The following is a 13563-nucleotide window of genomic DNA, read 5'->3' as shown; positions in this document are numbered from 1 at the left end:
TGCCCATGACCACCCAAGCCAAACCGCCGGCGATCCGCTATGCCAAGCCGGGCGTGTACCGCCACTTCCACCGCATCGCCTGGCTGGCGGTGGCGCTGGCGCTGGGGGTAATCGTGTTCGGCGCGTTCGTGCGCCTGTCCAACGCCGGCCTGAGCTGTCCCGACTGGCCGACCTGCTACGGGCGCGCCGCGTGGCCGACCGCGGCCAGCGGCGCGATCGACCACGCCGCCACCGCGATCCGTCCGGTGGAAGTGCACAAGGCCTGGCGCGAGCAGTTGCACCGCATGATCGCCGGCAGCCTCGGCGTGCTGGTGCTGGTGCTGGCGCTGCTGGCCGCGCGCAAGCGCCCGCGCGGCGTGCTGCAGGTGGCCGCCGCGGCGGTGCTGGTGGCGCTGGCGATCCCGCTGTACATGCGCGGCATGCACGCCGCGGCCTCGGCGCTGGCGATCGCGGGCGAGGCGATCCTGCTGTTCGCGGCGCTGCGCTGGTCGAACATCGACCTGTCGCGCACCGCGGCCCTGACCCTGGCGGTGATCATCTTCCAGGCGCTGCTGGGCATGTGGACGGTGACCTGGCTTCTCAAGCCGATCGTGGTGATGGGCCACCTGCTCGGCGGGCTCACCACGTTCGCGCTGCTGGCATGGATGGCCTGGCGGGCGACGCATTCGCCGATCCGGCTGGCCGATGCGCTGCAGCTGCGGCGCTGGGTGGTGGCGGTGCTGGTGCTGCTGGCGGTGCAGATCGCGCTGGGCGGCTGGACCAGCGCCAACTACGCCGCGCTGGCCTGCGCCAACGATTTCCCCAAGTGCGTGGGCCAGTGGTGGCCGCCGCATGATTTCCGCGAAGGCTTCGTACTGTGGCGCGGGATCGGCGTGGACTACGAGGGCGGCATCCTCGACGGCGCCTCGCGCATCGCGATCCAGCTGGTGCACCGGATGATGGCGGTGGTCGCGTTCACCGGATTGATCGCGCTTGCGGTGCGGCTGCTGCGCACGCCGGGGCTGCGCGGCTGGGCGGTGCTGCTCGCGCTGCTGGCCTGCAGCCAAGTCGCGCTGGGCATTGCCAACGTCAAGCTGTCGCTGCCGCTGGACGTGGCGGTGGCGCACAACGCCGGCGCCGCGCTGCTGCTGTTCGTGCTGGTCTCGCTGCTGGCGCGGCTGCGGGCGATCGACTGATGAAGGGCATCGCCGGCCAGTACTGGGAGCTGACCAAGCCACGCGTGGTGTCGCTGATCGTGTTCACCGCGGTGGTGGGCATGTTCCTGGCCGTGCCCGGGCTGCCGCCGCTGCGCGAAAGCGTGTTCGGCCTGCTCGGCATCTGGCTGGCGGCGGCCTCGGCCGCGGCGATCAACCACCTGATAGACCAGCGCATCGACAAGGTGATGGCGCGCACCGCCAACCGGCCGCTGGCCACCGGCACGCTGAAGCCGGCGCAGGTGCTGGCGTTCGCGGTGTTCCTGGGCGCGGCGTCGATGACGATCCTGATCGCGCTGGTCAACCCGCTGACGGCGGCACTCACGTTCGCGTCGCTGATCGGCTACGCGATCGTCTATACCGGCTTCCTCAAGCGCGCCACGCCGCAGAACATCGTCATCGGCGGCATCGCCGGCGCGGCGCCGCCGCTGCTGGGCTGGGCCGCGGTGACCAACATGCAGGGGCCGTGGGACTGGGCCTACGCGTGGCTGCTGGTGCTGATCGTGTTCACCTGGACGCCGCCGCACTTCTGGGCGCTGGCGATCTTCCGCCGCGCCGACTACGCGCGCGCGCTGGTGCCGATGCTGCCGGTGACCCACGGCGTGAAATACACGCGTTGGCAGATCCTGCTCTACACCGTGCTGCTGTTCGTGGTGACGATGCTGCCGGCGATCGTCGGCATGAGCGGCTGGTTCTACCTCGGCGGCGCGATCGTGCTGGGCGCGATGTTCCTGTGGTACGCGTGGAAGCTGATGGATCCGCCGGACGAATTCTTCGCCATGCGCGTATTCAATTACTCGGTGGTGTACCTGATGGCGCTGTTCGCGTTCCTGCTGCTCGACCACTGGCTGATGCCGTGGCTGGCGCCTGCGGCGGGGCTGGAATTCGTGCCGGCTTGACCTGCGCGCCAGCGTGCCGCCGTCGCGGAATGACGCGGCGCCCACAACCTGTGGTTATGGCCTGTCCCTGTTTTTTCGCTGGCAGCCTGCGCAGGCTTGTGCCTATGCTCGGGTCGTATCAGGGGTGTCGGGCCGTGCGTCCGGCCGGTGCACGCATGCGGGAGCAGGGGTTCGCGCGCGCTGTCCGGGCCGGTTTTCCGGCCGACATGGGGGAATCCACTGCATGCCGGTTGCCCGGCCGCGGCGGTTCCAGGGCAACACACATCCGGGGAAAACGTCATGTACAAGCGTCAGGGTCGGATCACTCCCACCGTGCTGGCCACTGCTGTGCTGTTTGCGCTGTCCGGCGCGGCGGCCGCGCAGGAAGCGGGAAATGCGGCCGAGGCGGCGCCTGCCACGGATGCGCAACCGCAGGCGACCCGGTCCGTGACGCCCACGACTCTCGACAAGGTGGTCGTGACCGGTACCCGCGTCAGCAACCGCACCCAGGCCGAGTCGCTGGTGCCGATCGACGTGATTCCCAACGAGATCCTCAACCAGTCCGGTGCGATCGACCTGGGCAGCGCGCTCGACGTCGCCGTCCCTTCGCTGAATTTCCCGCTGGCGTCGATGTCCGACACGTTCGCGTTCACGCGGCCGTTCCAGATGCGCGGCCTCAACAGCGACCAGGTGCTGATCCTGGTGGATGGCAAGCGCTGGCATTCCAATGCGCTGATGCTGACGCTCGGCCAGGTCGGCCAGGGTTCGCAGGGCGTGAACATCGGCACGATCCCGATCGGCGCGATCGACCACATCGAGGTCCTGCGTGACGGTGCCTCGGCGCAGTACGGCTCGGACGCGCTGGCCGGCGTCATCAACATCATCCTCAAGAAGGGCGCCGAAGGCGGCGAGTTGCAGGCCAGCTACGGCAAGTATTCGGCCGGCGACGGCGACCGTTCGCGGGTGCAGGGCGACGTCGGCTTTTCGCTGGGCGCGAACGGCTGGCTGCGGGTTGCCGTGGAGGCGGCCGACCAGCAGCCGACCAACCGCGCCGGCCTGGACAACCGGCCCGGCTTCACCGAGCTGGGCAAGAAGTTCCGGGTCGGCATCCCCGAATCCAACAGCTACAACTCCTTCCTCAGCTGGCAGTATGACTTCACCCCGAACGTGAGCCTGTACGGGTCCGGACACTACGGCAGGCTCGTGGCAGAGCCGATGGCGTTCTACCGCTACGGCATGAATTCGCCGGAGCCCAAGGACCCGCTGATGCAGTACATCTTTCCGGATGGCGACGGCTTCCAGCCGGTGGAGCACGGCGATTCGCGCGACAAGAGCTTCGTCACCGGGCTGCGCGGCGAGACCGAGGGCGGCTGGAACTGGGACGTCAGCGCCAACTGGGGCGCCAACCGCGTGTCCTACGGCACCTTCAACACGGTCAACTTCGCGTTCTGGAACGACTTCGGCTACAGCCCGACCGACATCCACGACGGCGTGTTGACCTCGTCGCAGGCCAGCTTCGATGTCGCCTTCGCCAAGTCGCTGGGCGACAACTGGGACCTGGGCTTCGGCGCGCAGTACCTGCGCCAGCGCTACGAGATCGTGGAGGGCGAGTTGGCCTCGTGGTACGTGGGCAATTCCGGCGTCACCGGCGCCGCCCAGGGGTTTGCCGGCTGGGGGCCGCAGGACGCGAGCGACAATTCGCGGCATTCGGTCGCCGAGTATGTGCAGCTGGAAGGCAACCTCACCGAACGGCTGAGCACGTCGCTGGCGCTGCGCCACGAGGACTACTCGGACTTCGGCACCAACACGTCCTACGCGCTGTCCGGGCGCTATGACTTCGACAACGGATTCGCCGTGCGCGGAACGGTCTCGACCGGCTTCCGCGCGCCGGGGCTGGGACAGCAGCACGGTTCGGCCACCACGTCCGTGTCGTATCCGGAAGGCAACTCGCTGGGCCTGCCCGAGGGCATCTACCTGCGCGGCCTGGTGCCGGTCGACAACGAACTGGCCCTGCTGCTCGGCAGCGAGCCGCTGAAGCCGGAAACCACGCGCAGCTACACCATCGGCGCGGTGTGGAACCCGGTGCCGTCGTTCACCACCACGGTTGACCTGTACCAGATTAACCTCAAGGACCGCATCCTGATGTCGAGCTCGATGTCGCTGGTCGCGGACTCGGTCAAGGAATACCTGGCCGACAACGGCATCGACAACCCGCAGTACGTGGCCCTGGCCTACTTCACCAACGCCGCGGAAATGCGCATCCGCGGCATCGGCGTCGTCTCCAACTACTTCCGCGACCTCGACAACGGCGCCAAGTTCGAAACCACGGTCAACTGGTCGTACCACAAGAACGAAGTGACCGGCGTGCGCCCCAACCCGCCGGTCCTGGATTCTCTCGGCGACGTCGGCTTCCACCGCATCACGCGCAGCCAGACCAAGGGGCTGCTCGCCGACCAGATGCCGCGTTCCAAGTTCATCTGGACCAACTCGTACACCAAGGGCAACTGGGGGTTCAGCGCCACTGCGCTCCGCTACGGGAGGGTGACCGAGTACAGCTCGACCAGTTCGGAATTCGACGACCTCTACCCGTCCAAGTGGATCTTCAACGCGTCGATGGACTACCACCGCGACAACTGGACGTTCACGCTGGGCGCCGACAACGTCTTCGACACCTATCCGCAAAAAGCGCCCGACGGCAGCGACTTCCACGGCATCTTCCGCTATCCGAGCAGCTCGCCGTTCGGGTCGCAGGGCGCCTTCGTCTACGGGAAGGTCAAGTACAACTGGTAGGCCTTCCCTGGCAGGGCACTCCGCGCGGCGCGGCGGCATCGTCCGCCGCGCGACGGCCGCGGAGCGGCGTCAGCCGGCGCGCTGCGCCTGCAGCAGTTCGCGCAGTTCGGCCTTGTCGGCGTCGTCGAGCCCGGATTCGCGCTGCTTGCCCTGCAGCTCGGCGACCCGCTGCTGCAGGGTCTGGCGGTCAAGCTGCGCCATCGCGCCGATGAATTCCTCGTGCCAGTCGGCTTCTTCGCCGGGCACGGTCAGGCTGGCCAGCTTCTGCAGCGCCTCGCCTTCCTCGCGTTCGGCGAAATGCTCCAGCAGCGCGCCGGTGGAAATGTCCGGGCGCGCGTTGACCACGGCGATCAACTCGGTCAGCAGTTCGACGCCCGGCTGACGCAGGGCGACGAAGCGATACGGCGGCTGCAGCTGCAGCGCCAGCGCCGGCTTCTGCAGCAGCAGGGTGATCGCGCTGCGGACCAGGCTGCGTTTGGGCGTTGCGCCGGCGTGCGGGCGGTGCACCCGCTGCGCCGGCACGTGGGTCGCGGGCGCGGCACTGCGCGCGCCGACGCCGGTCAGCTCGGTCAGGCGCTGGCGCATCAGGTCGGCGAAGGCGCCGTCGGGGATCTGCGCCAGCATCGGCCTGGCGCGCTCGGCCAGCCGCGCCTTGCCGTCGAGCGTGGACAGGTTCACGTCGGCGGCCAGCGAGTCGAACAGGAACTGCGACAGCGGCGTGGCCTCGCGCAGGCGCGCGTCGAAGCCGCCGCTGCCCTCGCTGCGCACCAGCGTGTCCGGGTCCTCGCCTTCGGGCAGGAACAGGAAGAACGCCTGGCGCCCGTCGCGCATGCGCGGCAGCACCGATTCCATCGCGCGCGTGGCGGCCTTGCGCCCGGCGTTGTCGCCATCGAAGCAGAAGTACACGTCCGGGGCGTTGCGGAACAGCAGTTCGGCGTGGTCGGGCGTGGTCGCGGTGCCGAGCGTGGCCACGGCCGTGGTGACGCCGTGCTGGAACAGCGCGACCACGTCCATGTAGCCCTCGACCACGATCAACCGCTCGATGCGCGAGTTCGCCTGCCGCACCTGCCACAGGCCGTACAGTTCGCGGCCCTTGTGGAACAGCGCGGTCTCGGGCGAGTTGAGGTACTTGGGCGAGGCGTCGGCGTCGAGCACGCGCCCGCCGAAGGCGATCGGGCGCCCGCGGCGGTCGTGGATCGGGAACATCACCCGGTCGCGGAACTTGTCGTAGACGTTGCCGCGGTCGTTCTTGGAGAACAGCCCGGCGCGTTCGAGCAGGTTCATGCGCCGCGCGTCGGTGCCCAGCGCGTCGCGCAGTGCGGAGAAGCCGTCGGGCGCGTAGCCGATCGCGAACTGCTCGCGGATCGCCTTGTCCACGCCGCGGCCATCGAGGTAGGCGCGCGCCTTCGCGCCTTGCGGCGCACTGCCGGCCAGGTGCTTGCGGAAGAAATGCGCGGCGGCTTCCAGCGCGCCGAACAATTCCTTGGCATCGGAGTTCTCGTTGCGCTGCTGCGTCTCGCGCGGCACCTCGATGCCGGCACGCTTGGCCAGCTCGTCCACCGCGTCGAGGAACTCGAGGCGGTCGTAGTTCATCAGGAACGAGATCGCCGTGCCGTGCGCGCCGCAGCCGAAGCAGTGGTAGAACTGCTTGGTCGGCGAGACCGTGAACGATGGCGAGCGTTCGTCGTGGAACGGACAGCGCGCCGAGTACTCCTTGCCCTGCCGCTTGAGCGGCACGCGCGCGTTGATCACCTCGACGATGTCCGTCCGGGCCAGGAGGTCGTCGATAAAAGCATCGGAGAGCCGCGCCATCTCAGCCGGCCCCCAACCGCCAGGTCGTTGCGCCGGCCGCCGGACTCCTGCCACGCGCTGCGGCGCGCCAACCCGCATCACGATTCGTGTTCGCGGGGGCGCGGTCGTCGATGAAGGCGTCGGACAGGCGGGCCATGCCGCCATGATCGCATTTGCCGGGCGTCGCCGGCGGCCGGCTCAGGCGTTCGCGGCCGGTACCGCCGGGTCCGCCGCCGGCGCGGCGGCGGCGAGCATCCGCTCGTCGATCACCGCCGTGATCAGCGCGCCGAGGAAGAACACCGCGGCGGCGTAGTACATCCACACCAGCAGCAGCACCAGCGCGCCCATCGAGCCATAGGCGCTGCCCGGCGCGGCCTGCGCCAGGTACAGGCCGATCGCCCAGCGCCCGAGCACGAACAACCCCGAGGTGACCAGCCCGCCCAGCAGCGCCTGGCGCCAGCGCACGCGGCGGTCGGGCAGGTAGTGGTAGAGGAAGGCGAAGGCGGCGGTGTACAGCGCCAGCGAGGTCAGGTTGCCCAGCACCGGCAGGATCGCCGGCAGCCAGGCGAACACTACCTGCAGCGCCGTGGTCAGGCTCATCGAGACGATCAGCAGGAAGCCCAGCGACAGCACCACGCCGAACGACAGCACGCGCTTGCGCAGCCACGCCCACAGGCCGCCGGGCAGTTCGTGGGCGTCGCCGCGGAAGATCAGGTTGAGTGCGGCCTGCAGCCGCGCGAACACGGCGGTGGCGCCGACGAACAACAGCGCCGTGCTCCACAGCCCGGCCAGCGAGCCGACGTCGGGCCGGGTCTGCGCGTTGGCGATCACGGTGGCGGCCACGTCGCGCGCTCCGGTGCCGGCCAGGTCGCCGACCTGGCGCATCAACTCGTCCTGCGCCGACGGGTACAGCGAGGCGGCCAGCCACAGCAGCAGCACCAGCAGCGGTGCCAGCGAGATCAGGGTGTAGAACGAGAGCGCCGCGGCGTGGGTGAGCAGGTCGGTCTCGACGAAGCGGCGCCCGAGCGCGACGGGAAGGCTTTCCTGCAGGCGCTGCAAACGCTGGCGGACATGTTCGCTTGAAAATTGCATTGCGTGAGGATAGGCGGGCGGCGTGGAGGAAATGTTCAGCGCCGGCTGCGCGACGTCACAGATGGGGCGGCCGGCCTTCGCCGCGGCCGCCGCCGGGCCGGATCAGGCTGCCGGGGCGTCTCGTGTCCGCGCCGGCAGCGCCCAGACGCTGTTGGGATCGCCGTTGAAGCCGCGCCGCAGCGTCGCCCGCGCCATCGCCCGGAACGCCAGCGCGAACGCCAGCGCCGCGGCATCGACGGCGAAGCGGTGCCAGTGCCCGTTCGCGAACGCCGCGAACAGGTGCTCGCCCGAGCCGATCGCGCCGGCGACCGGGATCGCCAGCGTCAGCAGCGCGCACAGCCACAGCAGCTCGTGCCCGGCGCGCGCCGGCGGACGCGCGAAGGCCCAGGCGATGCCGGCGAAGAACACGAGGAAGTAGGCGCGCGGCGCCCACGCGTCCGGCAGCAGCGCGCCGGCCAGGAACGACGCCGACACGCCGGCCACGCAGCCCAGGCACACGCCCAGCGTCAGCGCCGCCATGAACCGCGTGCGCCGTGGCTGCTCCACCTGCCGCCGCTTGCGCCGCGCCTCGATCCACAGCAGGTTGCCGCTGTAGAACAGGAACGCGCCGGCCAGTCCCAGCACGAAGTACAGCCACTTCACCGCCGCGTGGCCGAACGTGCCGAAGTGCAGCGAGTACAGCGCATACAGAAACGCGCGCCCGGGGCTGTAGGCCGTGGGCTGGGTGCCGTCGACGACCTCGCCGGTCGTCGCGTCCATCGCCACCGCGCCGGCGGTGCTCAGCCGGCGCTGGTCCAGGTCGCCGTAGACGATGGCGCGCGCATTGGCGTCGCCGGCGCCGTGGTAGTCGACCGAATTGGGCACCATTCCCGGGATGGTCGCCTCCGCGCGCTGCAGCAGCCCGGCCATCGGCAGCATCGGCCTGGCGACGCCGGCTTCGGCGACGTGCGGGGTCACCTCGAAGTCCGGCCCCAGCACCTGGAACAGCTTGCCCTCGTAGACCAGCGACTGGAACGGCACCAGGATCAGCAGGCCGATCGTCAGCACCGCCCCGGTCCAGGCGAGGACGACGTGGAACGGCAGCGACAGCACGCCGATCACGTTGTGCGCGTCCTGCCACAGCCGCTTGACGTTGCGGCCGATGCGCAGCGCGAACAGGTCGCGGACGAAGGTCGGCGCGTAGATCACCACGCCGCTGACCAGCGCCAGCCCGTACAGCACGCAGATGATGCCGAACAGATAGCTGCCGGGCAGGCGCGGCAGCCCCGCGGTGAAGTGCAGGTCGTAGACGAAGTCGACGAAGCCGGTGCGTGGCGGGGTTTCGCGCAGTGCGTCGTCGGCGTCGAGCACGAACCGGCGCTGCTCGCCGGTCGCCTCGTTGTACAGGTAGGCCGACGGCTGCGGGCCGTGGTCGCCGGGCAGCACCACGAACAGGCCCAGTTCCGGATCCGGGTCCGTGGCCAGTACCGCATCGAGCAGCGCCTGCGAGCGGCCCACCGGGTCCGCGACCGGCTGCGTGTCGGCCGGCCGCTGCCAGTCGCCCAGCTCATGGGTGAACACGGTGATCGCGCCGGCGTAGAACGCGATGAACAGCGCCATGCCGGCGACCAGTCCCACCCAAGTATGCACCGACAGGAAGATCCGTAGCGTGGCGGCTTTCACGATGGCATCTCCGCGGCCCAGCCCAGCGCCTTGGCCAGCTGGATCAGGCCGAAACACAGCAGCGTCGCCCCGCCCATCCACAGCCACGCGCGGCGGCCGTTGCGGGCGAGGAACGCCAGTGACATCACCGCGATCCACACCGGGAACGCGAGCAGCAGCCAGGGCAAAGTGGTGCGGGTGATGTCGCCCGGCCACAGCAGCGCGACCAGGCCGATGACCGCGACCGTCAGCGGCAGCCCCAGCAGCGCGGCGGCCAGCGACTTGGCCCACATCGTCGCGGACTTAGTCCACATGGCCGCCCGCCTCCCGCGGTTCGCCGCGCAGCTGTCGCCAGGCGTCGAGCCAGGGCAGCAGCACTGCCGCCAGCATGATCGCGGTCAGCACCGAGAACACGCCGGCCGTGACGCCCATCGCGACGCTGCCCGCGGCGATCGCGGCCGCCGCGCACAGCGTGGCCGCGATGCGCAGCACGCCCGCGTGGCCGTGTGCGCGCGGCCACAGCCGCTGGTGCGGGCTGGCCAGGTAGAACCCCAGCGCCGACAGCAGCGACAGCAGCAGCCAGGCCGCGGTCATGCCGGCAGCCCCGCAACGCAATGCGCCATCGGCCCGCTCGTCGCGTCGCGTCGCGCCATCAGAACCGCCAGTCCAGGCTGAGGGTGTAGTTGCGCGGCGCGCCGTAGTAGCCGCTGTAGCGCAGGGTGTTGATGTACTTCTCGTCGCCGAGGTTGCGCACGTTCAGGCGCAGCGTGGCATCGGGCCGGAAGTCCCAGGCGACGAAGCCGTTGAGCACCGCGTAGCTGCCCTGGCGCACGGTGAAGCCGCTGGATTCGACGTTGGAGATCGTGCTCTGCCAGCGTCCGCCAAACCCGAACGACAGCGCGCGGTAGCCCGGCAGGCGCGCGCTGAGCAGCAGGTTGGCCGTGCGCCGCGGCACCCACGAATAGGTGTCGTCGCCGTCCAGGCCATCGAGCTTCAGCGCGGTGTAGCCGAACACCAGGTCGACGTCGTCGCCGAGCTTGCCGACCGCCTCGAACTCGACGCCCTTCGAGCGCACGTCCACCGGCGCGTAGATGGTCGAGCCGAACTCGTTGTACTGGCCGGTGGGCGTGGCCAGCCCGTCCTGGTCGGCCTTGAACACGGCCAGCGTGGTCAGCAGGCGCCTGTCGAGCCAGTCGGCCTTGATGCCGGCCTCGTAGTTCACGCCCTGGCTGGCGTCGAGGTAGCGGTTGTCGGCGTCAACCTGGTCCTGCGGCTGGTAGATGTCCGAATAGCTGACGTAGCCGAGCACGTGTTCGTTGAAGTCGAAGGTCAGGCCGCCGTAGGGGCTGGTGTGGCTGGTGGTCTGGTCGAAGGCGAGGTCGTAGGAGTTGCCGTCGCGCCGGTACTGGGCGTAGTTGGCGCCGACGATGGCCTTGAAGCGGTCGCCCAGCGCGATCCGGGTGGCGCCGAAGGCGCGCTTGAGGTGCTGGTTCAACACCGAATAGAGCGCGGCGTCGCCCCAGGCCGGCTCCGGGAGGGCGTCGGTGTCGTACGGGAACGCCGGCAGCGGGCCCCAGGCGGGCGACGAGAAGTCGGCGCTGCGCTCCCAGCTGTTCGATTCGCTGCGGGTGATGCTCGCGCCCAGCAGCACTTCCTGGTCGCGGCCGAACAGCTCGAAGTGGCCATCGAGCGTCGCCGCGCCCAGATGCGCGGTCGCCTCGTCGTTGCCGCCCCACGGATAGCCGACCAGCCCCAGGCCGGTGTCCGGGTCGAGGGCGATCGAGGTGCCGTCGAAGTCCGGATCCGGCAGGTAGGCGTAGAACATCCTTTCGTCGCCGGTGGCGCGGCGGTAGTTGTAGGACACCTTCAGCTGCCAGTTGTCGCCGAGCCGGTGGGTGTAGTCGGCGAAGGCGGTCCGGGTGGTGGTGTTCCAGTAGGTCCAGTCCTGCGTGGTCGAGGCATCGCGCGGCCACTCGTTCTGGGTGCCGTCGCTGTTCATGAAGACCAGCGCGCCCCACATGATGCCGTCGGACTTCGCGCGCTGGTACGAGTAGCCCAGGGTCAGGGTGCCGTTTTCGCCGACCTGGCCATCGACCACGCCGTACAGTGCGTCGCGCGCGTTCTCGTTGGCGCGCAGGTGCGAGTCGCCGTCCTCGTGCGCGGCGACCACGCGACCGGCCCACCGGCCGTCGTCGGTGAACGGGGTCGAATAGTCGACTTCGATGCGTTTGGTGCCCCACGAGCCGTAGCCCAGGCCGAACGTGCCCTGCCGCTCGTTGGTGGGGCGCTTGCGCACGTAGTTGATGGTGCCGGCGGCGTTGCCCACGCCGGTGAGCAGGCCGTTGGCGCCGCGGATCACTTCCACCTTCTCGTAGCCGAAGGCATCGGTCGCGCCGGTGGCGACGCCCCAGCTGTTGGGCATGCCGACGCCGTCGATCTGGGTGTTGAGGATGTCGAAGCCGCGCGCGCTGTAGCTGGTGCGGTTGGTCTCCCATTCGTCGACCTGCACGCCGGTGGCCAGGCGCAGCGCCTCGTTGACGCTGTCGGCGCCGAAATCACGCATCTGCTCGCTGCTCACCACGCTGATCGACTGCGGGGTGTCCTTGATCGCCAGGTCGAGGTTGGTCGCGCCGTTGCTGGCGCGGCCGACGCGCTGGGCGACGACCAGTACGGAGTCCAGATTGATGGCCTCGGTCTCGGCCGTGGCGATGGCGTTGCCGGTGGCCGGTTCGCCCGGGGCGGTAGCATCAGCGACCTGGGCCTGGGCATGGAAGGCGAGCAGCAGGCCCGCGGACAGCAGCGACGCGCGCGGGAGTCCGGCGCGGGAAAGGAGGGCTTTGGACAAGGCAGGGTCCCCTGGGTTTCATCGGGGGACGCGGCGATCTGGCTGACGTCCGACGGGCCATTTTATACGAGAATGATTCTCGATACAGAGCCCGTCATGTGGATAACGGCTGGCTGTCCGTGGCGCGGTCGCCGATCAGGACGCGCCGGCGGCCCTCCGGGCGGGCCGGCGCACAGGCCTGGCGGCCTCAGCCGGCCAGCGCCTTCTTCACCAGCGCCGAGACCTGGCCCATGTCGGCCTGTCCGGCGAGCGTGGGCTTGAGCACGCCCATCAGCTTGCCCATGTCGGCCGGGCCGCTGGCACCGGTCTGCGCGATGGCGGCGTCGATCGCGGCCTGGACCTCGGCCTCGCCCAGCTTCTCGGGCAGGTAGCGCTGGATGACCTCGATCTCGGCGCGCTCGATCGCCGCCAGGTCCTCGCGCTGCGCGGCCTCGTACTGGCTGACCGAATCCTTGCGCTGTTTGACCATCTTTTCCAGCACCGCGAGTACGGCGGCGTCGTCGAGTTCGATGCGCTCGTCGACCTCGCGCTGCTTGATCGCCGCGTTGACCAGGCGGATCACGCCCAGCGTGGCCTTGTCGCCGGCCTTCATCGAGGCCTTCATGTCGTCGGTGAGTTGCTGCTTGAGGGTCATGGGGCTCTCCGTGGAGGGGCTGGCGGCGAGCGCCGGCCGGGAATCAGGGGAATCCGGGGACGCCCGGACAAACACTGCAAAGACAAAAAGCCGGCGACGCTTGCGCGTGCCGGCTTCATCGATATCCTGCTGCGGCGCGCGGGGCGCGCCAGCGGAAGGACCCGCGCCTGCCTCAGTACAGGCGCTGGCGCTTGGTGACGTCGCGCGACGTGCGGCGCGCCTGGCGCTTCACGGCGGCAGCGGCCTTGCGCTTGCGCTCCTGGGTCGGCTTCTCGTAGTACTCGCGCTTGCGGGTTTCGGCCAGGACGCCGGCCTTCTCGCAGGTGCGCTTGAAGCGGCGCAGGGCAAACTCGAAAGGCTCGTTTTCGCGGACTTTGACGCTGGGCATAGGAGTCTCTGTGGGTTTGGAAGGCCCGCCCCGTGGGGCGCGGACCTGCGCGAGGGACGCGCAAGCCGCCGGAATCCATCCGGCGAGCCGCGTATGATAACGGGAGCCGTCGGGACCGCGCAACCACGGGAGCGTGGGTCCAAGGGGTCGGGTTTTCAGGGCCGCCGACCGGCAGCCGTCGACCCGCCGCCGGTCTGCCTCCCAACCGGCGCCCCACCAGCCGTCATTCCCGCGAAAGCGGGAACCCAGTCCCCCCGTATCGGGGACTGCGTTCGGGGGAGCGCCACTGGGTGATCAGACATTCGTCTGTC

Annotated in this window: 11 protein-coding genes; 3 read left to right on the top strand and 8 right to left on the bottom strand. The window is 69.6% G+C overall.

Features of this window, described 5'->3' with window-relative positions; translation table 11 throughout:
• The first annotated feature begins 5 nt into the window (after positions 1–5).
• From ABD679_RS10265 to ABD679_RS10255, 3 genes are all read left to right on the top strand, one after another.
• Entirely contained in the window at positions 6–1175 is a 1170-nt protein-coding gene (locus ABD679_RS10265) for a COX15/CtaA family protein (protein ID WP_344759892.1), read from the top strand.
• Positions 1175–2092 carry a heme o synthase gene (gene cyoE, locus ABD679_RS10260; RefSeq protein ID WP_344759891.1) on the top strand — a complete coding sequence of 306 codons (918 nt, stop codon included), beginning with the start codon at positions 1175–1177 and terminating at the stop codon, positions 2090–2092. Before ABD679_RS10265 ends, cyoE begins: the two co-directional genes overlap by 1 nt.
• A gap of 279 nt (positions 2093–2371) precedes the next feature.
• Entirely contained in the window at positions 2372–4861 is a 2490-nt protein-coding gene (locus ABD679_RS10255; protein WP_344759890.1) for a TonB-dependent receptor plug domain-containing protein, read from the top strand.
• A gap of 69 nt (positions 4862–4930) precedes the next feature.
• Here the strand turns inward: ABD679_RS10255 and dnaG are convergent, their stop codons facing one another.
• The 8 genes from dnaG to rpsU form a co-directional block, all read right to left on the bottom strand.
• Positions 4931–6673: a DNA primase gene (gene dnaG / locus ABD679_RS10250; protein ID WP_344759889.1), complete on the bottom strand. Its 1743-nt coding sequence runs from the start codon at positions 6671–6673 to the stop codon at positions 4931–4933.
• Positions 6674–6850: 177 nt separating this feature from the next.
• The gene (locus ABD679_RS10245; RefSeq protein ID WP_344759888.1) at positions 6851–7744 is read right to left on the bottom strand and encodes a YihY/virulence factor BrkB family protein; all 894 of its coding nucleotides are present in this window, start codon (positions 7742–7744) and stop codon (positions 6851–6853) included.
• Between the two features lie 102 nt (positions 7745–7846).
• Positions 7847–9406 carry a PepSY-associated TM helix domain-containing protein gene (locus ABD679_RS10240; protein WP_344759887.1) on the bottom strand — a complete coding sequence of 520 codons (1560 nt, stop codon included), beginning with the start codon at positions 9404–9406 and terminating at the stop codon, positions 7847–7849.
• Positions 9403–9699 carry a hypothetical protein gene (locus ABD679_RS10235; protein ID WP_425561884.1) on the bottom strand — a complete coding sequence of 99 codons (297 nt, stop codon included), beginning with the start codon at positions 9697–9699 and terminating at the stop codon, positions 9403–9405. The genes ABD679_RS10240 and ABD679_RS10235 overlap by 4 nt, the downstream gene beginning before the upstream one ends.
• Positions 9689–9979 carry a hypothetical protein gene (locus tag ABD679_RS10230; protein WP_344759886.1) on the bottom strand — a complete coding sequence of 97 codons (291 nt, stop codon included), beginning with the start codon at positions 9977–9979 and terminating at the stop codon, positions 9689–9691. The genes ABD679_RS10235 and ABD679_RS10230 overlap by 11 nt, the downstream gene beginning before the upstream one ends.
• Before the next feature lie 58 nt (positions 9980–10037).
• Complete coding sequence (locus ABD679_RS10225) at positions 10038–12230, bottom strand: TonB-dependent siderophore receptor (RefSeq protein WP_344759885.1); 2193 nt, start codon at positions 12228–12230, stop codon at positions 10038–10040.
• Positions 12231–12417: 187 nt separating this feature from the next.
• Complete coding sequence (locus ABD679_RS10220; protein WP_344759884.1) at positions 12418–12864, bottom strand: GatB/YqeY domain-containing protein; 447 nt, start codon at positions 12862–12864, stop codon at positions 12418–12420.
• A gap of 172 nt (positions 12865–13036) precedes the next feature.
• Positions 13037–13252: a 30S ribosomal protein S21 gene (rpsU, locus tag ABD679_RS10215; RefSeq protein ID WP_027069919.1), complete on the bottom strand. Its 216-nt coding sequence runs from the start codon at positions 13250–13252 to the stop codon at positions 13037–13039.
• Between the last annotated feature and the right edge of the window lie 311 nt (positions 13253–13563).

Source organism: Luteimonas lutimaris (genome assembly GCF_039537065.1).
Classification (GTDB): Bacteria; Pseudomonadota; Gammaproteobacteria; order Xanthomonadales; family Xanthomonadaceae; genus Luteimonas; species Luteimonas lutimaris.
This window is presented reverse-complemented; position numbering and strand designations above follow the sequence as displayed.